At 51.9% G+C, this 23625-nt stretch carries 25 protein-coding genes; 16 read left to right on the top strand and 9 right to left on the bottom strand.

Annotated features, from left to right (window positions below):
- Positions 1-33 precede the first annotated feature (33 nt).
- The 5 genes from AACS05_RS22935 (at position 34) to cysE (ending at position 3179) form a co-directional block, all read left to right on the top strand.
- A complete protein-coding gene (locus tag AACS05_RS22935) occupies positions 34-465 on the top strand; it encodes a rhodanese-like domain-containing protein (RefSeq protein WP_045448788.1) in 432 nt (143 codons plus the stop codon).
- A gap of 28 nt (positions 466-493) precedes the next feature.
- Positions 494-745 (top strand): glutaredoxin 3, encoded by a 252-nt coding sequence (grxC, locus tag AACS05_RS22930; protein ID WP_003024152.1) that lies wholly within the window; start codon positions 494-496, stop codon positions 743-745.
- A gap of 47 nt (positions 746-792) precedes the next feature.
- Positions 793-1260, top strand: coding sequence for a protein-export chaperone SecB (gene secB, locus AACS05_RS22925; protein WP_003024155.1), 468 nt, complete (start codon positions 793-795; stop codon positions 1258-1260).
- Positions 1260-2279, top strand: a complete 1020-nt coding sequence (gene gpsA / locus AACS05_RS22920) for an NAD(P)H-dependent glycerol-3-phosphate dehydrogenase (protein WP_045448786.1) — start codon at positions 1260-1262, stop codon at positions 2277-2279. Before secB ends, gpsA begins: the two co-directional genes overlap by 1 nt.
- A 78-nt stretch (positions 2280-2357) precedes the next feature.
- On the top strand, positions 2358-3179 hold the full coding sequence (cysE, locus tag AACS05_RS22915) for a serine O-acetyltransferase (protein ID WP_045448784.1): 822 nt from the start codon (positions 2358-2360) through the stop codon (positions 3177-3179).
- A gap of 164 nt (positions 3180-3343) precedes the next feature.
- Here cysE and trmL read toward each other — a convergent pair whose 3' ends face one another.
- From trmL to AACS05_RS22890, 5 genes are all read right to left on the bottom strand, one after another.
- Positions 3344-3817, bottom strand: a complete 474-nt coding sequence (gene trmL, locus AACS05_RS22910; protein WP_045448782.1) for a tRNA (uridine(34)/cytosine(34)/5-carboxymethylaminomethyluridine(34)-2'-O)-methyltransferase TrmL — start codon at positions 3815-3817, stop codon at positions 3344-3346.
- Positions 3818-3856: 39 nt separating this feature from the next.
- Positions 3857-5044, bottom strand: a complete 1188-nt coding sequence (lldD, locus tag AACS05_RS22905) for an FMN-dependent L-lactate dehydrogenase LldD (RefSeq protein ID WP_045448781.1) — start codon at positions 5042-5044, stop codon at positions 3857-3859.
- A complete protein-coding gene (lldR, locus tag AACS05_RS22900) occupies positions 5041-5817 on the bottom strand; it encodes a transcriptional regulator LldR (RefSeq protein WP_045448779.1) in 777 nt (258 codons plus the stop codon). The genes lldD and lldR overlap by 4 nt, the downstream gene beginning before the upstream one ends.
- Complete coding sequence (gene lldP / locus AACS05_RS22895) at positions 5814-7469, bottom strand: L-lactate permease (RefSeq protein ID WP_045448778.1); 1656 nt, start codon at positions 7467-7469, stop codon at positions 5814-5816. Before lldP ends, lldR begins: the two co-directional genes overlap by 4 nt.
- A gap of 259 nt (positions 7470-7728) precedes the next feature.
- A complete protein-coding gene (locus AACS05_RS22890; protein ID WP_045448776.1) occupies positions 7729-8091 on the bottom strand; it encodes a YibL family ribosome-associated protein in 363 nt (120 codons plus the stop codon).
- Between the two features lie 291 nt (positions 8092-8382).
- On the opposite strand from AACS05_RS22890, the gene AACS05_RS22885 reads away from it, so the two are divergent.
- Entirely contained in the window at positions 8383-8589 is a 207-nt protein-coding gene (locus tag AACS05_RS22885; protein ID WP_045448774.1) for a hypothetical protein, read from the top strand.
- An 11-nt stretch (positions 8590-8600) separates the two neighbouring features.
- Here AACS05_RS22885 and mtlR read toward each other — a convergent pair whose 3' ends face one another.
- The 3 genes from mtlR to mtlA all read right to left on the bottom strand — a co-directional run bounded on the left by mtlR (position 8601) and on the right by mtlA (position 12393).
- Entirely contained in the window at positions 8601-9191 is a 591-nt protein-coding gene (gene mtlR, locus AACS05_RS22880) for a mannitol operon repressor MtlR (protein WP_045448772.1), read from the bottom strand.
- Positions 9188-10336 carry a mannitol-1-phosphate 5-dehydrogenase gene (mtlD, locus tag AACS05_RS22875; protein ID WP_045448771.1) on the bottom strand — a complete coding sequence of 383 codons (1149 nt, stop codon included), beginning with the start codon at positions 10334-10336 and terminating at the stop codon, positions 9188-9190. The genes mtlR and mtlD overlap by 4 nt, the downstream gene beginning before the upstream one ends.
- Positions 10337-10479: 143 nt before the next feature.
- Positions 10480-12393 (bottom strand): PTS mannitol transporter subunit IICBA, encoded by a 1914-nt coding sequence (gene mtlA, locus AACS05_RS22870; RefSeq protein WP_045448769.1) that lies wholly within the window; start codon positions 12391-12393, stop codon positions 10480-10482.
- A 531-nt stretch (positions 12394-12924) separates the two neighbouring features.
- On the opposite strand from mtlA, the gene AACS05_RS22865 reads away from it, so the two are divergent.
- Together AACS05_RS22865 and AACS05_RS22860 are read left to right on the top strand one after the other, a co-directional pair.
- Positions 12925-13287 carry a DUF3302 domain-containing protein gene (locus AACS05_RS22865; RefSeq protein WP_045448768.1) on the top strand — a complete coding sequence of 121 codons (363 nt, stop codon included), beginning with the start codon at positions 12925-12927 and terminating at the stop codon, positions 13285-13287.
- 2 nt (positions 13288-13289) lie between these two features.
- Positions 13290-14426, top strand: a complete 1137-nt coding sequence (locus AACS05_RS22860; protein WP_045448766.1) for an HlyD family secretion protein — start codon at positions 13290-13292, stop codon at positions 14424-14426.
- Positions 14427-14430: 4 nt separating this feature from the next.
- Here AACS05_RS22860 and AACS05_RS22855 read toward each other — a convergent pair whose 3' ends face one another.
- Positions 14431-15648, bottom strand: coding sequence for an anaerobic sulfatase maturase (locus AACS05_RS22855; protein WP_045448765.1), 1218 nt, complete (start codon positions 15646-15648; stop codon positions 14431-14433).
- Between the two features lie 156 nt (positions 15649-15804).
- Between AACS05_RS22855 and AACS05_RS22850 the strand changes: the two genes are divergently transcribed.
- The 8 genes from AACS05_RS22850 to selA form a co-directional block, all read left to right on the top strand.
- Positions 15805-17343 (top strand): PTS transporter subunit EIIC, encoded by a 1539-nt coding sequence (locus AACS05_RS22850; RefSeq protein ID WP_045448763.1) that lies wholly within the window; start codon positions 15805-15807, stop codon positions 17341-17343.
- Positions 17344-17356: 13 nt separating this feature from the next.
- Complete coding sequence (locus AACS05_RS22845) at positions 17357-19084, top strand: sulfatase (protein WP_045448762.1); 1728 nt, start codon at positions 17357-17359, stop codon at positions 19082-19084.
- A 10-nt stretch (positions 19085-19094) separates the two neighbouring features.
- Entirely contained in the window at positions 19095-19958 is an 864-nt protein-coding gene (locus AACS05_RS22840) for an aldose epimerase family protein (RefSeq protein WP_071829055.1), read from the top strand.
- A gap of 45 nt (positions 19959-20003) precedes the next feature.
- Positions 20004-20885 (top strand): MurR/RpiR family transcriptional regulator, encoded by an 882-nt coding sequence (locus tag AACS05_RS22835; protein WP_045448758.1) that lies wholly within the window; start codon positions 20004-20006, stop codon positions 20883-20885.
- Complete coding sequence (locus AACS05_RS22830) at positions 20869-21249, top strand: YidH family protein (RefSeq protein WP_045448756.1); 381 nt, start codon at positions 20869-20871, stop codon at positions 21247-21249. Before AACS05_RS22835 ends, AACS05_RS22830 begins: the two co-directional genes overlap by 17 nt.
- Positions 21240-21527, top strand: a complete 288-nt coding sequence (locus tag AACS05_RS22825; protein WP_052369295.1) for a DUF202 domain-containing protein — start codon at positions 21240-21242, stop codon at positions 21525-21527. The genes AACS05_RS22830 and AACS05_RS22825 overlap by 10 nt, the downstream gene beginning before the upstream one ends.
- An 84-nt stretch (positions 21528-21611) precedes the next feature.
- A complete protein-coding gene (locus AACS05_RS22820) occupies positions 21612-22220 on the top strand; it encodes a glutathione S-transferase (protein ID WP_045448754.1) in 609 nt (202 codons plus the stop codon).
- A 201-nt stretch (positions 22221-22421) separates the two neighbouring features.
- The coding region (selA, locus tag AACS05_RS22815; protein ID WP_045448753.1) for an L-seryl-tRNA(Sec) selenium transferase at positions 22422-23625 on the top strand (1204 nt) is incomplete at its 3' end.

Genomic DNA, 23625 nt, shown 5'->3' with positions numbered 1-23625 from the left:
TTTTAATCACTAAGTCGGGAGTTGTTACCCCCCATGCAAGAAATTATGCAATTTGTTAGTCGCCACCCTGTATTGAGTATCGCCTGGATTGCGTTACTGGCGGCTGTATTATTTACTACGTTTAAAAGCCTGACCTCGAAAGTGAAGGTAATCACACGTGGTGAAGCTACGCGTCTTATCAATAAAGAAGATGCGGTTATTGTGGACTTACGTCAGCGCGATGACTTCCGCAAAGGTCATATCGCAGGCTCCACGAACCTGCTGCCAAGCGAAATCAAAGCCAACAATTTTGGTGAGCTTGAAAAACACAAGGCCAAACCGGTCATTGTGGTTGATGGCTCCGGCATGCAGTGTCAGGAATCTGCAACCGCACTGATCAAAGCTGGTTTTGAGCAGGTATCTGTACTGAAAGACGGCGTAGCAGGCTGGAGTGGTGAAAACCTGCCACTGGTTCGCGGCAAATAGCACCGTAAGGTAATATCGGAGAGAAGTCATGGCCAATATCGAGATCTATACCAAAGCAACCTGCCCGTTTTGCCACCGCGCAAAAGCGCTGTTGAACAGCAAGGGTGTGAGTTTCCAGGAACTTCCGATTGACGGTGATGCCGTGAAGCGTGAAGAGATGATCAAGCGCAGTGGCCGTACGACGGTTCCGCAGATTTTTATTGATGCACAGCACATTGGCGGTTGTGACGACTTGTATGCGTTGGATGCGCGTGGTGGACTGGATCCCCTGCTGCGTTAAGGCGTACAGAAAGTATTTAAAGGACAACACTAAAGGGTTTTCTAAACATGTCAGAACAAAACAACACTGAAATGGCTTTCCAGATCCAACGTATTTATACCAAGGATGTATCTTTCGAAGCGCCAAATGCACCGCATGTTTTCCAGAAAGATTGGCAGCCAGAGGTTAAACTTGATCTTGATACTGCATCTACCCAACTGGCAGATGATGTGTATGAAGTTGTGCTGCGTGTCACCGTAACGGCTTCTCTGGGTGAAGAAACTGCGTTCCTGTGCGAAGTTCAGCAGGGCGGTATCTTCTCCATCAGTGGTATTGAAGGGACTCAGATGGCGCATTGCTTGGGTGCATACTGCCCGAACATTCTGTTCCCATATGCCCGCGAATGCATCACCAGCCTGGTTTCACGCGGTACGTTCCCGCAACTGAACCTTGCGCCGGTCAACTTCGATGCGCTGTTCATGAACTATTTACAGCAGCAGGCTGGTGAAGGTACTGAAGAACATCAGGATGCCTGATGAACCAAAGTAATGCTTCAATGACTGTGATTGGTGCCGGCTCGTACGGCACCGCTCTTGCCATCACCCTGGCAAGAAATGGCCATCAGGTTGTTCTGTGGGGCCATGATCCCAAACATATCGCGACTCTTGAGCACGATCGTTGCAACGTCGCGTTCCTCCCTGATGTGCCTTTTCCTGAAACGCTGCGCCTGGAAAGTGATTTAGCCACGGCGCTGGCAGCCAGCCGTAATATTCTTGTAGTGGTGCCGAGCCATGTCTTTGGCGAAGTGCTGCGACAGATCAAACCGCTGATGCGCTCTGATGCGCGCCTGGTTTGGGCGACAAAAGGTCTGGAAGCGGAAACGGGACGCCTGTTACAGGACGTCGCGCGTGAAGCGCTGGGGGATGCTATCCCGCTGGCGGTCATTTCCGGCCCAACGTTTGCTAAAGAGCTGGCGGCGGGTATGCCTACCGCGATTTCTCTGGCTTCGACGGACGATACCTTTGCTGACGATCTGCAGCAATTGCTGCACTGTGGCAAAAGTTTCCGTGTCTACAGCAACCCGGACTTCATTGGTGTCCAGCTTGGCGGCGCGGTGAAAAACGTGATTGCGATTGGCGCGGGGATGTCTGATGGCATCGGTTTTGGTGCCAATGCGCGTACGGCATTGATTACCCGTGGTCTCACCGAGATGTCGCGCCTTGGCGTGGCGCTGGGGGCCGATCCTGCCACCTTCATGGGAATGGCAGGTTTAGGCGATCTGGTGCTGACCTGTACCGATAACCAGTCACGTAACCGTCGTTTCGGCATGATGCTTGGTCAGGGTATGGATGTGCAGGGCGCGCAGGACAAGATTGGCCAGGTGGTTGAAGGTTACCGTAATACGAAAGAAGTTCGTGAATTGGCGCACCGTTTTGGTGTCGAAATGCCAATAACCGAGGAAATTTATCAAGTATTGTATTGCGGAAAAAACGCGCGCGAGGCAGCATTGACGTTATTAGGTCGTGCACGCAAGGACGAGCGTAGTAACCACTAGCTATCAGGATCTGTTTTACTATAACGACCCGACCCGCATAGAACGGGTCGGTCGTTTTGCTACCTTCTGGAGTATGCAATGCCGTGTGAAGAACTGGATATTGTCTGGAAAAATATTAAAGCGGAAGCCCGGGCACTGGCTGACTGTGAGCCAATGCTGGCCAGTTTTTACCACGCAACGCTGCTCAAGCATGAAAACCTCGGCAGTGCGCTGAGTTATATGCTGGCGAACAAACTTGCTTCTCCAATAATGCCTGCGATTGCTATCCGCGAAGTCGTGGAAGAAGCTTACGCGGCTGATCCAGAAATGATTGCTTCAGCGGCCTGCGATATTCAGGCTGTGCGCACTCGTGACCCGGCCGTTGATAAATACTCAACCCCACTTCTGTACCTGAAGGGCTTTCATGCGTTGCAGGCCTACCGCATCGGTCACTGGTTGTGGCATCAGGGGCGACAGGCGCTGGCGATCTTCCTGCAAAATCAGGTGTCAGTCACTTTCCAGGTCGATATTCACCCGGCGGCAAAAATTGGCCGCGGGATTATGCTCGATCACGCTACCGGTATTGTAGTCGGTGAAACTGCGGTAATTGAAAACGATGTTTCCATCCTGCAATCCGTGACGCTTGGCGGGACGGGTAAAGCGGGGGGCGATCGCCATCCGAAAATTCGTGAAGGCGTTATGATTGGCGCGGGAGCGAAAATTCTCGGCAACATAGAGGTTGGACGCGGTGCGAAGATTGGCGCAGGCTCTGTCGTCTTACAGCCTGTACCGCCACACACCACCGCCGCAGGCGTTCCAGCACGGATTGTCGGCAAACCCGACAGTGATAAGCCATCTATGGATATGGATCAGCATTTCAATGGCATACACCATACGTTCGAGTACGGCGACGGCATCTGATTTCGAGCTCATCTTGAACCCGGGCTGTGCTCGCCATCCTCACGTACTGCGTGTACGCTCCGGTGGCTGCGCGCAGTCCGTGTCCAACCTGACTGCGCCGATAACGCTCGAAAAATAAATGGCAAATTCGTGTCGGATAAGGCGCCAGCCGCCATCCTTCAAAATCAACTTCGCAATATTGCTCCAGGATAGCCCAACTGGCGCCAGGCCTCATACACCACCACCGATACCGCATTTGACAGGTTCATACTGCGACTGTCCGGCATCATTGGAATACGGATTTTTTGTTCGGCTGGCAGGGCGTCCAGAATTGTCGCTGGCAGGCCGCGTGTTTCCGGGCCAAACATCAGATAATCACCATCCTGATAGCTCACAGCACTATGTGCTGGGGTGCCTTTGGTGGTGAGGGCGAACATGCGCTGCGGTTTTTCGGCTTCGATAAACGCGGCGTAATCGTGATGGCGAACCACCGCCGTAAACTCATGATAATCCAGCCCTGCGCGGCGCAGGCGTTTATCGTCCCACGTAAAACCCATCGGCTCAATGATATGCAGACGAAACCCGGTGTTAGCGCACAGGCGGATGATATTGCCGGTATTCGGCGGAATTTCTGGTTCGAATAAAACGATGTTAAGCATGCTGCCCCCTTAATTGCGGGGGGCAGCATAGCATTTTCACTACGCCGCGTCCCCATGGGCAAGCGGTGCCAGCGCCATCGGAAGTTTACTAAGCTCTTGTACCAGTGAGTCCTTGCTGATTTCACCGATCGACTTCGCGCCGGTCAACGTCATCGCCACCTTCATCTCTTTCTCAATCAGATTCAGCAGATTCGCCACACCCGCCTGGCCATGGGTTGCCAGAGCGTACAGATACGCGCGACCCAGCAAAACGCTGTCGGCCCCCAGTGCGATCATACGCACGACGTCCAGACCGTTACGAATGCCGCTATCTGCCAGAATCGCGATATCGCCTTTTACTGCGTCGGCAATGGCGGGCAGCGCGCGTGCAGAAGACAGCACGCCATCAAGCTGGCGGCCGCCGTGGTTAGAGACGACGATGCCATCCGCGCCAAAGCGCACGGCGTCGCGGGCGTCCTCCGCATCGAGGATCCCTTTGATCACCATCGGGCCATCCCAGAATTCACGGATCCACTCCAGGTCTTTCCAGGAAATGGAAGGGTCGAAGTTATTCGCCAGCCAGCCGATATAATCTTCAAGGCCAGTTGGTTTACCTAAATAGGCTGAGATATTGCCTAAATCGTGCGGACGGCCGTTCAGGCCGACATCCCACGCCCACTGTGGATGAGTTACTGCCTGCCAGTAGCGGCGCATTGCTGCATTCGGGCCGCTCATACCAGAATGGGCATCACGATAACGTGCACCGGGCGTAGGCATATCAACGGTAAAGACCAACGTGGAGCAGCCCGCTGCTTTGGCGCGCTCCAGGGCGTTACGCATAAAACCGCGGTCGCGCAGGACGTACAGCTGGAACCACATTGGACGCTTAATGGTCGGGGCGACTTCTTCAATTGGGCAAACGGAAACCGTCGAAAGGGTAAACGGAATACCCTTGGCATCAGCAGCGGCGGCGGCCTGAACTTCACCCCGGCGTGCATACATGCCACACAAACCAACCGGCGCTAAAGCGACCGGCATCGACAGTTTTTCGTTGAACAGGGTAGTTTCCAGACTGAGGTCTGCCATGTTCTTCAGCACGCGCTGGCGGAGCGCCACCTCTGATAAATCTGCCACGTTACGACGCAGGGTATGCTCCGCATACGCACCACCGTCAATGTAGTGGAACAAGAAAGGGGGCAGAATGCGTTGGGCTGCGGCGCGATAATCGCTGGCTGCTGAAATAATCATGTGTTGTTCTCCCTGCTAATCTCATTATGGTCACCGGGCAGGCGTGTGATACGCGCCTGGCGGGCCTGATCTTCATCAAATCGTTTAATCGTGGTGTGGACAAAACTGAGGTGCGCCATCATCGCTTTGCGTGCCCCGTCGGCATCCCCGGCGACAATGGCATCCAGTACCGCCAGATGTTGTTCCGTAAGTTTTGAAAATACGGGGGGGACGAGGTACATACGCTGACGACTCTGTTTCACCGAAGACTGTAGGACGTCGAAGAAACCGCGCATGGTTTGTAACAGCACCACGTTGTGCGAGGCTTCAGCAATGGCGAGATGAAAGCGAACGTCTGCCTGTGAAGCGAGATCCGGATCTTCACTTTGCGTTGCTTCAAAACAGAGCCGGATTTTCTCTTTATCAGCGACCGTGGCACGCATTGCGGCGTGCCAGGCGGTGCTGGCCTCGATGGCGTGACGGGCTTCCAGAATATCGAAACTGTAATCGGGATCGTCCGCCATCAGACTTTTCAGTGGCTGAACAATATTTTGCTCAGACCAGGCTTCATGCTGCCAGCGGACAAACGTCCCGCCGCCACGACGGCTGAGCAGTACGCCTTCGCTCACCAGTTTTGCCAGTGCTTCGCGCAGTGAGTTGCGCGACACACCCAGCTGTACGGCCAGTTGGCGCTCGGCGGGCAATTTCATGCCCGCTTCCAGTCTTTGCTCTTCAATCAGCGCCCGCACACGAGAAGCAACCTCGTCTGACAAGCGTCTGGGCATCACAATCATGGAATCATCCAGGTTAAGACATAAGCCTGAAGGGTGGTAATAACACCCACCATACAGGTGAAAATCAGGCTGTGTTTCACGGTAAAGCGGAACAGGTCAGACTCTTTCCCCACCAGTCCCACAGCCGCACAGGCAATGGCGATAGATTGCGGAGAAATCATTTTTCCGGTTACGCCGCCGGTGGTATTTGCTGCCACCATCAGAACATCTGAGACACCAATTTGCTGGGCTGCTGTTGCCTGCAGGGCCGCGAACAGCGCGTTTGACGATGTATCCGAACCTGTCAGGAATACCCCCAGCCAGCCAAGGAACGGTGAGAAGAAGGTGAAAGCGCTGCCTGTGTGCGCCAGCGCTAATGCCAGCGTTGAAGAAAGCCCGGAGTAGTTAGAGATAAACGCAAATGCCAGCACCATACCGATGGAGTAGATTGGCAGCGCCAGATCTTTCAGCGTACTGCCAAAGGTCTGGAGAGCGGCGGACGGCTTCATTTTCAGCCAGACGATAGACAACAAGGCGGCAAACAGAATGGCGGTGCCGGTTGCCGAGAACCAGTCAAACTTGTACACCGCCGCATAGGCCGTTGCTTCATGCACCACGGGCGGCATGCGGGCAACCAGCTTGTCGAGGAACGGAACCGGAATATTGACTACCCAGTGGTACATTGCGCCGCCTGGTGCAAATAATGCTTTAAACGGCGGTACGCTCCAGAGGGTTACTGTTGCCGTCAGGAACAGGAACGGCGACCAGGCGCGGACAACTTGTCCGGCAGTGTAGTTGGTGCGGGCCAGCGTCTGATCGACCTGTGAAGCACCCATATCGCCAAAGCGGAAGATGCGCACCGGTTGCCAGCGTTTCAGGAACAGCGTCAGACAGACCAGCGATACCAGAGAGGAGATGATATCCGGCAGTTCCGGCCCGATGAAGTTAGAGCTGAGGTACTGAGCGATGGCAAAGGAACCGCCCGCGACCATGACTGCAGGCCAGGTTTCTTTCACCCCGCGCCATCCATCCATAATCGCCATAATCCAGAACAGTACGATAATTGTCAGGAATGGCAGCTGACGGCCTACCATCTGGCCGATCTCAAAACTGTCCAGTCCGGTAACCTGACCCGCGACCAGAATCGGAATGCCCATCGCACCAAAAGCGACTGGTGCCGTGTTCACAATCAGGCATAAACCTGCTGCATACAAAGGGTTAAAGCCCAGACCTACCAGTAGCGCGGCGGTTATTGCGACCGGAGCGCCAAATCCTGCGGCTCCTTCGAGGAATGCACCAAATGAGAAACCGACAATCAGCATTTGCAGGCGCTGGTCAGGTGTAATCGACAGTATTGAGGAGCGGATGATGTCGAACTGCCCGGTCTTGACCGAGATTTTATAGACAAATACCGCCGCGATGATTATCCAGGCTATCGGCCACAGGCCATAAAAGAAGCCGTACACCACCGAAGCCAGGGCGTGATCGACTGGCATTTTGTAGAACAGCAGGGCAACCGACAGGGCAATCACCACCGTCCACGATGCAGCGACATAACCTTTCAGCTTGAGCTTAATCAGCGCGAAGAAAAAGAAAAGGATCGGGAGTGATGCGATCAAGCTTGAGAGCCAGATGTTACCGGCTGGGTCGTAGTTCTGTTGCCAGAGATTCATTGCAGGTCTCCTGAGGGCCTCCGACATAATGGGATGAGTCTGTGCTCATCTGCTGGTCACATTATGTGTAAAAGTGGCCCTGCCAATATTGTTGTGTAGGGATAATGACAATGAATGGTTAATCAAATGTTATTTATTGGCAACGGTATTGTAGGCTAATTTTAATGAAATGTGAGGTGGTTTTCGGAACTGGCTGGAATTGGTAGGGCCAATTTGCAGGAAAGGAAGGCCGGGCAAGCGGATGTTGCCCGGTTTGTTATCAAAACTCGGTCTTTGAAAAGCCTGTCATCTCTTTCAGGCCCATTTCACGGCCCAGTTCTGTCATCGGGTGTACGACGATCAGACCGCGCACGCTTTTCTTCAGCTTGCCCATGTCTGCCTGTTCTTTTTTGGTGATAGCACGGCGAAACGGGAATTTCGTCAGCTTTTGCGCTTCTTTGCTCAGCTTCTGACCGTGCACTTCACGCAGACGTGCGATCTCGGCTTCCAGCGTTTCTTTCTCTTTTTCCAGCTCGGCGTATTTGTCGGCGGCTTCAACCAGCGAGAGATCAGCCTGCTGGTGGCGGATGGCATCCAGGCGATCGCTCAGACGTTTAATTTCGTTTTTTTCGACTTCTTTCATAGGATAGCTTCTGATAAAAATAGGATGAATATCCTATAGTATGCGCGCAGAGCGGGATTATTCTCAACTAATCGAAGATAAATAATCAAATGCCGCAAGTATTTTAGCGCTAACAATAATACTAGTTGTTTGATTGGTAATGGATTTTAAGTAATAAGATCAATGATGGCGCTTTTGTTGGCGGGTTTATCGCGAAGCACGTTTTCCTCAATACAATCTTTTCTCTGATCCTAAACTTAAATCATCGGCCACACAGGCTGGATGCGGATAATACATGGAGGATTGGTCATTATGGCGAAACTAGGCGAGAACGTTTCAATTCTTATTGATAAGACCATCGATTTTATGGCGTCAAGCCAGGCTTTTCGCGAGTATCTGAATAAAACACCGCCGCGCAATGTTGTTCCCTCTGAAGTCCCGCAGGAAAATGTGCAGCTGTATTTGCAGCGTCTGGAGTACTATCGCCAGCTGTACCGGCCACAGCAGGATGAAAAGTAAATCGACATCGCTTATTTCTGAAAAGCTTTTTTTAAGCTGATTTTAGAAATCAGCTCGGTCAGGGAAAGTACCATGGTTGAGCGTACCATCTGCTGGTAGCGCTGGATTTGCATTGCGTACAAACCCGAGTCTGAGGTATCAAACTGTGGCGGTGGAGGAAGTGCTGTTACGCAGTGAAGTTCACCAAACGGTCCGAGGATTTCGTCATCGGTGAATGCATATTCATTGCCGTCGTGATTCAACTCTTCACGTAGAGCCATGAGCAGTTCTGCATCCTCATACTCCGGGCGGCTGAGTACGCCCAGGCCGTAGATAAGCTTCAACCTGACGGAAAGATCGCCCAGCGGACCGTCGCCGTCGAGTAACGGTTCTACTGCGTATTTCACCGCATAGTCGTCTTTGCGAAATACCTGGAGCACCAGAATATTCACCGCCTCGGTGAGTAATTCTACGGCGGTGATGAGGAAGCTGCGTACGGTTTTGCCAGCATTCAGACGCTCAAGCACACGATTTTCAAAGGCCTGCGTTTGTTCCATTATTGCCTGCATATCTGACAATCTGTTATTCGGGCGCAGGCTGAGCTGCGCCAGATTCTCTATCATTTGGTCGCGATGTATGCGTTAACCGCCTCCGCCACCACATCACTGTTGGCATCCAGCCCGGACACTTGCGCCAGTGCGGCCTGTGGCCCTTTTTCGTCAATTAATGTCGCCAGTTCCTGCGCCTGTGGGTCCTCTTCACTGCGATAGTGCATCGCCGCAGCAATACCCTTGACCAGATTAACGTGCGGCAGAGCGTACTCCATTGTGCCCAGCAGCGGCTTAATCAGACGATCGCCAGCGCTCAGTTTACGCAGTGGCTGACGGCCAACACGTTCAACGTCATCTTTCAGATACGGGTTTTCAAAACGACCGAGGATTTTCTGAATGTATGCCGCATGTTTTGCTGCATCAAAGCCATAGCGTTTGATCAGCACCGCGCCGCTCTCTTCCATCGCACCTTTTACCACTGCGCGGATTTTCTCGTCGAGAATCGCGTCACGAATGGTCTGATGGCCGGTCAATTTTCCGAGGTACGCGGTTATAGCATGCCCGGTGTTCAGCGTGAAGAGTTTACGTTCGACAAATGCCATCAGGTTATCAGTTAATTCCATTCCCGGGATATTAGGCAGTTCGCCTTTGAACTGCGTTTTGTCGACAATCCACTCACTGAAGGTTTCCACGGTGACTTCCAGCGGATCGTTGGTTGCGGAAGCGGAAGGCGGAACAATACGGTCTACGGCGGAATCGACAAAGCCGACGTGCTCTTCAACCCAGGCTTTATCGGCATCTGCCAGCGCATTCATCACATGACCTTTCAACTGCGTGGTTCCGCGCACCATGTTTTCGCAGGCAATGATATTCAGCGGGGTGGTAATACCCTGGGCTTTACGTTTGACCAGGCCTTTGGCGATGGCCGGAGCGATACGCTCAAGTACCACCGGACCCACGGCGGTAGTCACTAAATCAACGTGGGCAATCAGTTCCACGACATCATCGCCGATGCTGCTAACGGCGTTGACGCCGGAAACAGTATCGACCTGCTCGTTTTCACCGACGACATGAACCTGATAGCTATGACGGGCATTCAGGGCATCGAGGACCACCTGATTTACATCCGCAAACGTCAGTTGTATCCCCGCGTCAGCCAGCAGTTTGCCGATAAAGCCACGACCGATATTACCTGCGCCAAAATGTAATGCTTTCATAGTATTAACCTTCATTAATGTTTTTACCCAAGAGGGCTGGGGTGAGGGACAGCGATACGTTCCCCCTCACCCCAACCTTCTCCCGCCATCGGAGAGAGTGGGACGCAGGCCCGATAAGCGCTAGCGCCATCGGGCCATGGGACTTACTTACGACCAGCCAGCAGTGCCAGAACTTCATCCACGCTGGTGGTATGCGCCAGACGTTCGATCACGGATTCATCATCCAGCGCGTTGGTCAGGCTGGTAATGACCTGAATATGCTCGTTGTTACGTGCGGCGATACCAATCACCAGACGGGCAATGTCGTCTTCTTCTTCACCGAAGCGGACGCCTTCCGGATACTGGCAGAACACCACCCCGGTTTTCAGGACGCGGTCTTTAGCTTCAACCGTACCGTGCGGTACAGCGATGGACTCACCCAGGTAGGTTGGGGTCAGTTTTTCGCGGTCCAGCATCGCTTCAACATACTCAGGTTCAACGTAGCCGCCTTTTACCAGTTGCTCACCGGCAAAGCGAATCGCTTCTTCTTTGTTGGTGGCTTTACGGCCAAGGAAGATATTCTCCGCACCCAGTTTGAACAGGTTGTTATCACCCTCGTCAAAGCTGTCTTTCAGATGACCACGTACTTTCTCTTCGTTGACGTTGTGGCGCTGTGCCGCCACCAGACGCTCGGTCAGGCTGCTGTACAGACCGCTGTCGAGGAAGTTGGTCAGCGAAATATGCTGCGCCTGCGGAACCTGGCGCATAGCGCGTTCGGTCAGGTCACGGTGGGTAATGACCAGATCCACATCCGGCGGCAGGTTGTTAATCGCACTGTTGGTGACGGAAATCTGCGACAGACCCGCATCCTGTACTTTCTTACGCAGTACGCCGGCACCCATCGCGCTGGACCCCATACCGGCATCACAGGCTACGATGATTTTACGCACGTGGCTCAGGTCGTTGGTGACATCGCCAGCAGACAGCGGAGATGTGCCTTTAGATTCCGCTTTCATGTCCTGCATGCGGCGAGTTGCTGCATCAATGTCGTCATCTTCTTTCACTTTGCTGGTTTTCAGCAGAATAGCTGAGACCACAAAGGAGACCGCCATTGCCGCACAGATTGCAGCGATGTTGGCAAAGTATGCGCCCTTCGGCGTCATTGCCAGCACGGCCAGGATAGAACCAGGAGATGCCGGAGAAACCAGACCGCCACCCAGGATAGTCAGGGTAAAGACGCCAGTCATACCGCCGAGGATAACAGCCAGAATCAGACGCGGGTTCATCAGTACGTACGGGAAGTAAATTTCGTGGATACCGCCCAGGAAGTGGATGATAGCCGCACCGCCAGCAGACTGTTTAGCGCTGCCACGACCAAAGAACATGTACGCCAGCAGGACGCCCATACCCGGACCCGGGTTTGCTTCAATCAGGAAGAAGATGGATTTGCCCATCTCATGGGACTGCTGAATACCCAGCGGTGAGAAAATACCGTGGTTGATGGCGTTGTTCAGGAACAGGATTTTCGCCGGTTCAACAAAAATAGACGCCAGTGGCAGCATGTCATGGACAACCATGAAGTTAACGCCTGCCGCCAGAATTTTGGACAGTGCTTCAACCAATGGACCAATGCCGAGGAATGCCAGAATGGCGAGGATCATACCGATGATGCCAGCGGAGAAGTTATTCACCAGCATCTCAAAACCGGACTTGATCTTACCGTCTACCCAGCCGTCGAAGTGTTTGATTGCCCAGCCGCCCAACGGGCCCGCGATCATTGCACCGAGGAACATCGGCATATCCGCACCGACGATAACACCCATAGTGGTGATAGCACCGACCACGCCGCCACGATCGCCGCCAACCAGTTTACCGCCGGTGTAACCAATCAGCAGCGGCAGGAGATAGGTGATCATTGGACCGACGAGCTTCGCCAGCGTTTCGTTCGGCAACCACCCTGTCGGAATGAATAATGCGGTGATAATACCCCACGCGATAAACGCGCCGATATTTGGCATCACCATGTTGCTGAGGAATCGACCAAAGCTTTGCACTTTGATCTTAAAATCGGATGACATAAAAACACCCCTTCTTATGTTTGCTATCGCGCAGGCTGAAAGCCCGAGGTTTGTTAATGTAGCGGCAGGAGGTAGCCGGACCCTGTAGATACTGCGAAATCTGGCACTGAATCGTTCAACTGTCCAGTCGACGGGCTTTTATGTGATTCGCGTCACGTAAATATAGGGTGTGTGGTATTAGTTAATGTGACTATGATCACAAAATACCAGTACATAAAAACATCGATGCGCAAGAATTCGCTAAAAAAGGCGGTTAAATGTGAATTAGTTCACGTTTTTCACTTCTCTGTTTGTTGAGTTTTTGTGATCTGGATCTCAAGATATTTTCATTTGAATAAATCCAAATGTGATCTATAGCTGATTCTTCTCTGGCCTGTTTTTCCGCAAAATAGAGCAATTTCTCACCAGAAAAAATATTTTATTTGTGATATGGCGGAAATGCCTATCTGCAGTTATGTTCAAAATATCAGCCAGGGTGCGTACGGCTGCCAGCACATACAAAATTCTAATTAGCGTGAATCCGAGGCAGCTATGTTTCTAAACTATTTTGCATTGGGCGTGCTGATCTTCGTTTTTCTGGTTCTGTTCTACGGAATCATCGCTATCCACGATATCCCCTATAACATGGCGAAAAAGCGCAATCATCCACATGCCGACGCTATTCATACCGCAGGGTGGGTGAGTCTGTTTACGCTGCATGTCATCTGGCCATTCCTGTGGATATGGGCCACGCTCTACCAGCCTGAACGGGGTTGGGGAATGCAGTCACACATCACGCCGGCCGGAAAGGAGCCAGATCCTGAGATTGCCGCATTGTCAGCGCGCATCACTCTGCTGGAAAAAAAGCTGGCAGAGGCGAATAAAACCGATGACTCCACCTTTCCGGAGATTTGATCATGGATCTGTTGATTGTTTTGACCTACGTCGCGTTCGCGTGGGCGATATTTAAGATATTTCGAATTCCGGTCAATCAGTGGACATTAGCTACCGCAGCATTGGGTGGGGTGTTTATTGTCGCGGGACTTATCTTATTAATGAACTATAACCACCCGTACACATTTACCGCGCAGAAAGCCGTTATCTCAATTCCCATTACGCCGCAGGTCACTGGGATTGTTAGCGAGGTAACAGACAAAAATAACCAGTTGATTAAAAAAGGCGAGGTGCTCTTTAAGCTCGATCCTGTCCGTTATCAGGCACGCGTCGACAGATTACAGGCTGACCTGGTGACGGCAACGCATAATATTGAGACTTTGAAAGCGCAATTAGCCGAAGCGCAGGCCAATACCACCCAGGTTTCTGCAGAACGTGACCGTCTGTACAAAGATTACCAACGTTATCTGAAAGGTAGCCAGGCGCGAGTGAATCCGTTCTCTGAAAGCGATATCGACAACGCCCGGCAAAACTTTCTGGCTCAGGATGCCTTAGTCAAAGGCTCTGTCGCTGAACAGGCACAAATTCAAAGTCAGTTAGACAGTATGGTCAACGGTGAGCAGTCGCAGATTGTTAGCCTGCGGGCTCAACTGACAGAAGCGAAATACAATCTGGATCAGACCGTTATTCGTGCGCCCAGTAATGGTTACGTGACGCAGGTGCTTATCCGACCTGGCACCTATGCTGCCGCGCTGCCGCTGCGACCGGTAATGGTGTTTATTCCCGAACAAAAACGGCAAATAGTGGCGCAATTCCGCCAAAACTCACTGCTACGTCTTGAACCGGGCGATGAGGCGGAGGTGGTGTTTAATGCTCTGCCTGGCCAGGTATTCTCTGGCAAGCTAACCAGCATTTTGCCGGTTGTTCCTGGTGGCTCTTATCAGGCACAAGGCGCGTTACAGTCTTTAACGGTTGTGCCGGGCACCGATGGCGTACTGGCGACAATTGAGCTGGAGCCAAATGCTGAAGTAGACGCTTTACCGGATGGTATTTATGCCCAGGTGGCGGTCTATTCCGACCACTTCGCGCATGTCTCCGTGATGCGTAAAGTTTTGCTACGCATGACCAGCTGGATGCATTACCTCTATTTGGATCATTGAGTGATTACGTTGTCTTGTTGCTGAGAGTTGCAGCTATATCCATTACCGCTGCAGGTGGTTGCTGGCGTCGTATTTGCGCCGCCATAAACTGCATATACGGGTCCATATGGCTGAACATGGCTTGATAGCCCTCACACAAATGGTTATGCCAGCGTTTACCTGAAGGATGAATCCGATGTTTTGGGCAACCCCCATGGCAGGCAAAACGCCATTCACAGCGTTCACATTGGGCAGCAACTTGTGCTTTTGCCATTCCAAATTTGTGCTGTTGCTTACTGTTCACCATTTTTTCTAAATTATCGCGTCGCAGATTGCCCAGTCGGTGTTCAGGGTAAACGTAGTGATCGCAACTGTAGACATCACCATTTTGCTCCACGACCAGACCGAATCCGCAGGTCGATTGCATCACGCACAATGAAGGTTTTTCACCCAGCCAGGCGGCCAGTGCGCTGTCAAATAACTGGATAAAGACGCGTCCGACATCTCTTCGTACCCAGGTATCGAAAACCTGGATAATAAATCGTCCCCATTGCTCGCCTGAAACGGACCACGAAGTGACAGCACGCTGAGCCATTGATTGTGGATACAGTAGTTCACCGTAGCGTTGTGCAAGGGGTAACTGTTCTACTGCCGGAATGAATTGAATAAAAGTCGCCCCTAAATCGCGGCTCAAAAAACTATAGATTTCAACAGGATGTTCAGCTGTGACGTTGTTGACTACGCACAGTACATTCACTTCCACGCCATATTGAGTCAGCACACGCATAGCGTTAATCACCTTCTCAAATACTGAGTCCTGGCTGCGTGTTTTGCGGTAGCGATCATGTAAGTACGCGGGTCCATCGATAGACAACCCAACAAGAAAACGGTTTTGGGCCAGAAAGTTAGCCCATACTTCATTAATGAGTACACCGTTTGTCTGGATACTATTGCGGATGGTCTTGCCGCAGGCGTGTTTCTGCTGAAGTTCAACGACACGCTGATAAAAGGGTAGCCCTGCCAGAGTGGGCTCCCCTCCTTGCCAGGTAAACTCAATTTCGTTACCCGGATGAGCATTGATGTACTGTTTGATGTACTGCTCCAGCGTCTTCTCATCCATATGGCGCTGCTGGTGAGCAGGTTTCAATGTCCCGTGTTCCTTCCCCAGATAAAAACAGTAGTCGCAAGCAATATTGCACTGATAACTAACAGGTTTTGCCATTAAATGAAATGGACGTTTCATGGCGTTCTCCCTCAAGGCGTTAGAAAGTTTTTGGTGATCAAGGTCACTATTCCAACGTCTTATGTTGACAAAGTGAACGAATGATCGGAACAATAATTTCATTAAAGCATGTTAATCGTGAAATTAAAACTTCATTCGCCAGTATCAGGGATTCGTATGAGCAGATTATTTTCTGGAGCACAGAATCTGGGTAAGTCGTTTATGTTGCCAATTGCCATTCTCCCCGCTGCGGGGTTGTTACTGGGATTTGGCGGCGTATTTACCAACCCAGTGACCATTTCGACCTACCCTTTCCTCAACAATGAGATTGTGCAGGCTATTTTTACCGTTATGCGACTTTGCGGTAGTGTCGTGTTTGATAACTTATCACTGCTATTTTCCGTCGGTATTGCCGTGGGACTGGCGCGCAGTGACAAAGGCACTGCGGGTCTGGCAGCAGTCCTTTGCTTTCTGGTGATGAATAAAGCAATCAATGCGCTGTTGTTGCTGACGGGCACATTGGCGACAGAAAATCTCGCCGCTGCCGGGCAGGCGAGTGTTCTGGGGATCACGACGCTGCAAACCGGTGTGCTTGGTGGGGTGATGTGTGGGTTGCTAACCTCCTGGACACATAGCCGGTATGGAAAAACTCAGCTACCTAATATGCTGGCATTTTTTAGCGGTTCGCGCTTTGTCCCCATAATGACGTCGTTCTTTGCCATCTTTCTTGGCGTTGCGCTTTTCTGGGTCTGGCCGCACGTGCAGGCAGGGATTTCTCACCTTGGCATTCTTGTTGAAAAGACCGGTTATCTTGGTACGTTAATTTACGGCATGATCCTCAAATGCCTGATCCCTCTGGGGTTACATCATCTTTTCTACATGCCATTTTGGTTAACGAGCGTCGGTGGTGAAGCCGTTGTTAATGGCCATGTCGTCGAAGGCACACAGAATATCTTTTTCGCTCAACTGGCCGATCCTTCGGTAACGCAGTACTACATTGGTGTTTCACGCTTTATGGCCGGACGCTTTGCCGATTTCATGTTTGGTCTGCCGGGTGCTGCGTTGGCGATCTATCACTGCGCAAAACCGGAAAACAAAAAGAAAGTCGCCAGCTTGATGCTTTCTGCCGCATTGACCGCATTCGTGACCGGGATTACCGAACCACTCGAGTTCGCATTTATGTTCTGCGCACCGCTGCTTTACGCCGTGCATATCGTCTTAACCGGTGTGGCATTCATGCTGACGCATATCCTGGAGATTACGGTCGGTCAGACATTCTCCGGTGGGCTGGTGGACTTCCTGCTTTTTGGGGTGTTGCAGGGGAACGCCAAAACCAATTGGGTTTACATGCTGCCGCTGGGTGTTGTGATGTTCAGCGTCTATTACTTTACCTTCCGTTTCATCATTCAATGGCGGCAATTGAAAACGCCGGGTCGTGAAGATGAAAGCGAAGAAACGCCGGTCGTGAACGTGGCAACGGATGCACGTGCTGCCGGGATCGTTGAGGCGTTAGGCGGTCGGAGCAATATTGTCGATGTGGACTGCTGTGCAACTCGTTTGCGTATCACTGTAAATGAGCCGGAAAAGGTGAGGCTGGATGACTTCAAACAGCTTGGCAGTAAAGGCGCATTCATTCGCGGTCAGGGCGTACAGGTTGTTTATGGACCTCATGTCACGCTGATTAAAAACGAAATTGAAGAATTTATCGGTTCATAAAGAGAGCGGTCTTATGAAAGCAGTTATGTTGATGTTCGACACCCTAACCCGTAATCACCTTGCGCCCTATGGCGGTGATGCGATAACGCCGAATTTTACGCGTCTGGCGCAGGAGTCCGCCCAGTTCGATAACTTTTACGTAGGGAGCATGCCTTGCATGCCCGCACGACGTGAGCTACATACCGGGCGCTATAATTTTCTGCATCGTAGCTGGGGACCGCTGGAACCTTTTGATTTCTCGGCGATGCAATCGTTGCGTCAGAATGGTGTGCATACACATATGGTTACTGACCATAAGCACTACTGGCGCGACGGTGGCGCGACGTATCATACGCGTTATTCCACATTTGAGTTTATTCGCGGGCAAGAGGGGGATTGCTGGAAAGGACAGGTTGAAAAGCCACTAATCCACTGGCAGGGCAACGAGGATGAAGAGACGCTTCGTCGTCGTGCCGGACGTATGACCCAGGATTTAATCAATCGTGCTGCTATGCCTACCCAGCAGGAACATTTTACCCACCGCACGATTAGCGCGGGTATAGAGTTTCTCGAAACTAACCAACACCAGGATAACTGGTTTTTACAAATCGAGTGTTTTGATCCGCACGAACCGTTCTTCGTTCCTGAAAAGTACCTGGCGCAGTATGGCTGTAAACCCGGTGAATTCGACGGCTGGGTACCCTATTACTGTGGAGCGCCTGGCGGGTCAGAAGATCAGAAAGTCCGTAAGTTTTATCAGGCGCTAATCACCATGTGTGATGATTATCTTGGTCAGGTGATGGATAAACTTAAGGCGCTGGATCTGTGGGATGACACTCTGTTTATCGTCTGTACCGACCATGGGTTCCTGCTGGGGGAGCACCAATGGTGGGGTAAAAATATCATGCCGGTGTATAACGAAATCGCTAATACGCCGTTCTTTATCCGCGATCCGCGCAGTAAAACGCAGGGTGTCAGACGTAGCGCACTGGCGCAGACAATAGATATTCCGGCGACGTTACTGGAATATTTTGATATTCCCCGCCCGGCAACCATGACAGGAAAACCGCTGCGCCCGGCCATTGAACGTGATGAGTCGATCCGTGATTATGCGCTGTTTGGTTATTTTGGTGGCCATATCAATATCACCGATGGTGAATATGTTTATATGCGCTGCCCGCGCGAGCAGAATAAAACGAATCTGTATGAATATACGTTGATGCCTACGCGTATTGATAGCCCTTTTAAAATTGATGAGCTAAAGGATATTCGTATTCATCCGGGCTTCGATTTTACCCAGGGTGTACAGGTGATGCAGATCCCCGCCACCTTTGGTTATCTTAATCCATGGCGCTTTGGCGATAAGCTGTTCGATGTTAAAAACGATCCGGGACAGTTTCAGCCACTTAATGATGGAACCTTATCTCAACGCTATGCCGCCGCGTTGATCCCCATGATGCAACAGCATGATGCGCCGCCAGAACTGTATACGCGCTTCGAACTCGATCCACTCACGCCTGAGCGCGATGCGCAATTTATCCAACGACAACATGAACAGATCGCAGGGTATGCCTGTGCGCATCCTGGCGTTGCAGAGGCATTGGCGTTTTTGATCCGCAACAGCAGCGAAGACGCATTGGAACTGACCGTGGGGTGCAGTGTTGATGAAGCTGATATTTTCGCATTAATCGATAAGTTATTTACCGGTGATAAACATCGCGCCATGGTCTACCAGACGCGCTTATTACTGCGTACGGCATAGGAACGGGAAAGTGGAATGGAATTTAGAAAATGCCCGCTTTCGTATGACCGTGCAGGCAACCGGCGCGGAGCTTAGCTTGCTGTGGGATAACAAAGGCCAACGCAACTGGATATGGCAACCGCAGCCAGACGTGTGGAATAACTCGGCGACGCAGCTTTTCCCCGTTGTAGGCCAGCTTATCCATAACGGGCTATGGCAGGGAGAGCGCTTTTTTCCGCTCTCCGCACACGGTTTTCTGCGTTATCAGATATTTGACTGCGTGGAGCAGGATGCAACTCACCTGGTGATTGAAGCTCATGATACGGCCAGCACACGCGAGGTGTGGCCATTTTCCTGGCAGGTTCGTATTGGATGGTATCTAGAATCCGACGGTATACGTGTGACATGGTCGGTATTCAATACAAGTGATGAAACGTGGGGCTATTCCTCTGGCTGGCATCCAGGATTTGCACTGCCTGTAGCGAGTGAACCAGGTTGGACGGTGCGATTCAATTCAGTGTGCACGGGGCCGTTTGCTACGCAGAAGAGGACATTGCAGATTAGCGATAATGCCCCCGGTATCGCGACATTTCCGCTTCTGCCGGAGAGCTTTAACCATGGTGCCGTCTATTTTTCGCAGAGTGATGATAACCATTGGGCGGTTTGCTCGCCGGATGGCGTTGAACAGATAGTCTTTGCTGGAAACCAGCAATGGCTGGCCCTGTGGGGCATACCTGGCGCGAATTTATTGTGCGTGGAACCCTTATCTGGCACCACGGACGATCCCTGTTTTGACGGACAAATAGCGCATAAGAGAGGCATTCAATGGCTGAATGCAGGAGAGCAGCATAGCCATTGGCTCTCGGTCAGGTTCCCGGCAGACAGCGGACGGTAAGCGGGATAAACTACCTGACTTATCTCGCGGTCAGGAGAGCCCGTAATGAGTGTGAATAAAAAAAACGTGCGCGTTTATCTTGCGAATATCCTCGGTAGCCTTGGGGATACTGATGGAAAAATTGCCGGTTATATTTTGCAAAACCCGGGCCTGGTCGTGCAGCTACCAGTAAAGAAACTGGCGCTGGAAATTGGCGTCAGTGAAGCGACTATCGTGCGTTTTTGTAAGAAAGTGGGCTATGACGGGTTGCTGAACCTGAAGGCTGATCTCAAGCGGGAACTACTGACGGAAAGCGATCTGTCATTGCCATCTTCACCGGATATTTTTCTGGATGATTCGCGCAACGAAGTAGCACAAAAAATCGCCTTGATGATTGAGACTTCAAGTCGGGAGACGATTGACCTGCTGGATATGAAAGTGGTGAAGCCCGTTGTTGAGCGCTTTTTAGCGGCCCGGCGCGTGATGTTCGTTGGATTTGGCGCATCTGGACTGGCAGCGCTGGAGGCGCGCGACAAGATGAATCGTCTGGGAATTGACTCTGAAGCGTTTACCGATCGCTTCACGATGACCCTTAAGCTGGCCAATCTGAAGGCTGACGACCTGGTGGTCGCATTTTCCCATTCAGGAGAGACGCCAGAAGTAGTCAATGCGTTTCGTCTGGCTCAAAAAAGGGGCGCTTACACCCTGGCGATAACACATAGTCATCACTCACCGCTGAACGAGCTGGCGAATACATTCTGGCTGACAAGTGGTGAAGCAGGGCCGATGCAAGGGGATTCAATTTCTACGCGTATTTCGCAGTTGTTTATTATCGAGTTTTTATGTACCGAAATTACGCGTCACAACCTGCGGGATAGCGGAGTGACCGGATTGTCGATTAAAGAGTTGTTGATAAAAGAAAGGATTAAACGTGAGTCCTCAGGATAATGATTTTGCTCCAAAACCTGTTGGTAAATGGTGGCTGGCGGGTAAAAAACCCGATTATCGTTTTACACTTGCCAATGAACGTACTTTTCTTGCCTGGATCCGCACCGCTCTGGCATTAATGGCGGGTGCGGTAGGCGTTGATCAATTTTCTCCGCAGCTCTCCTCTCCTGGTTTACGCCACTCCCTTGCATTATTTCTTGTCATGGGCGGAGCCCTGCTTGGTGGTCTGGCGTGGCGGCGCTGGCGGCATAATGAATACGCTATGCGCCTGGACAGCCAGTTGTGCTATACCCGCTTTATCTTTGCGTTGTCTCTGTTTCTTGTTGTTGTGGCGGTATTACTGGGAATAATGCTGTGGGGGTAAGCGCCAACCGCGATCCTGGACTTCAGCCTGAACGCACGGCACTTTCCTGGAGACGTACCGCGTTTTCAATGATGGTACCCGCCGTATTAACGCTGCGGGGATGGCTTCATTTTGGTGAATGGCCTTATGCGATTGCGACTTTTTTGTTGATGAGTTGCGCATCGATCATCCTGTTACATCAGCGCGGTAAAAATAAGCTATATGTCTCATTTTCAATCGTATTAAGTAGCCTGTTATTGGGATTTCTCTTCCTTTGCCGTCTTTTTGAAATCATCTGAGCCATACTAGGCTGTATCCCAAATTGTTCGCTTATGGGCAACCAGAGGCGCAGTCTATTTTTTTGTTGGCAAAAAGGACACGGTATGAAACTCATTGGCAGCTACACCAGCCCTTTTGTGCGAAAAATTTCTATTCTGTTGCTGGAAAAGGGCATCACTTTCGAATTTGTTAACGAACTCCCCTATAACGCTGAAAACGGCGTAGCACGATATAATCCGTTAGGAAAAGTACCCGCGCTGGTCACCGATGAGGGAGAGTTCTGGTTCGACTCCCCGATTATTGCGCAATACATTGAGCTGCTGGATATTGCGCCCGCCATGTTGCCGCGCGAACCGCTGGCGGCACTTAAGATTCGTCAGCTTGAAGCACTGGCTGACGGTGTTATGGATGCTGGGTTAGTCTCTGTTCGCGAACAGGCCCGCCCTGGTGCGCAGCAATCGGAAACCGAACTGTTGCGCCAGCGCGAGAAAATTACCCGCAGCCTGGATGTGCTGGAAGGTTATCTGGCAGACGGTACGCTTAAAACAGACTCGGTTAACCTTGCAACCATCGCCATTGCCTGCGCGGTGGGCTATCTCAATTTTCGTCGGATTGCCCCCGGTTGGTGTGTGGACCGGCCGCGGTTGGTCAAACTGGTGGAAACACTCTTTCAGCGAGAAAGCTTTGCCCGCACAGAGCCGCCGAAAGCTTGATAGGCATATACATCTCATCCATCAAGCTGCCTCTTTGTTGGCAACGTTCGTTCGCCCCTGGGGATTCATTCTCTTGGCACCTCGACGCATCTTGATTGATTTTGTGTATGTATGTCCGCATGAGTAAAGTCACGGTACAATCCTCCCTATATCGATAGCCCTCTCCACGGTGGAGAGGGCCACCAACAGCCAGGCCCTTTCATGACAACCGACATGCGTTCACTTTACAGCCAGCTTCCTGCTATCGATCGTTTATTGCGCGATAGCGCCTTTTCAGCCTTGCGTGAGTCCCATGGTCACACCCGGGTGGTTGACCTGCTTCGCCATATGCTCGACGAAGCCAGGGAAACGATTCGCGACGCACAAGCGCTTCCGGCATGGTGCAACGACTGGGCGCAAGAGGCCTGCACCCGGCTGGAACGGGAATCGCAAAGCGCGCTGCGTCCGGTTATCAACTTGACGGGGACAGTGCTGCACACCAACCTTGGGCGTGCATCGCAGGCGGAAGAAGCGATTGATGCTGTTGTGCAGGCTATGCGTACGCCGGTCACACTGGAATACGATCTGGACGGTGCAGGGCGCGGACATCGTGATCGTGCCCTGGCGGATTTGCTATGTCGCATTACCGGGGCGGAAGACGCTTGTATCGTAAATAACAACGCGGCAGCGGTGCTGTTAATGCTGGCCGCAACCGCCAGTGGCAAAGAGGTGGTGGTTTCACGCGGTGAGCTGGTGGAAATTGGCGGTGCGTTTCGTATTCCGGATGTCATGTCCCAGGCTGGGTGTGTGTTGCGTGAAGTTGGCACGACCAACCGTACCCACGACAGTGATTATCGCCAGGCAGTGAATGAAAACACAGCTCTGCTGATGAAAGTGCATACCAGTAATTACAGCATCGAAGGCTTTACCAAAGCGGTAGATGAGATGGAACTGGCGGTGATGGGTCAGGAGCTGGATATTCCGGTGGTGGCGGATCTGGGCAGCGGTTCGCTGGTCGATCTCAGCCAGTATGGTTTGCCGAAGGAACCAATGCCACAGCAGTTGATCGCCGCAGGCGTAAGCCTGGTCAGCTTCTCAGGCGACAAGCTGTTGGGCGGGCCACAGGCGGGGATTATCGTCGGTAAGAAAGAGATGATTGCCCGATTACAGCACCATCCGCTGAAACGCGCGTTACGGGCCGATAAAATGACCCTGGCGGCACTGGAAGCGACGCTGCGGCTCTATCTGCACCCGGAGGTGCTGGCAGAGAAATTACCGACGTTACGTTTGCTCACCCGTACTGAAGAGGTCATCCGCGCTCAGGCACAACGATTACAGGCGCGGCTGGAAGAACATTACGGCGACACGTTCGCACTGAACGTGATGCCTTGCTTGTCGCAGATTGGCAGCGGCTCGCTACCTGTTG

This window comes from Citrobacter sp. S-77 (assembly GCF_963864895.1).
GTDB classification, from domain to species: domain Bacteria; phylum Pseudomonadota; class Gammaproteobacteria; order Enterobacterales; family Enterobacteriaceae; genus Citrobacter; species Citrobacter murliniae.
Note: the sequence above shows the minus strand (reverse complement) of the source record. Positions and strands in the feature narration are given on the sequence as shown.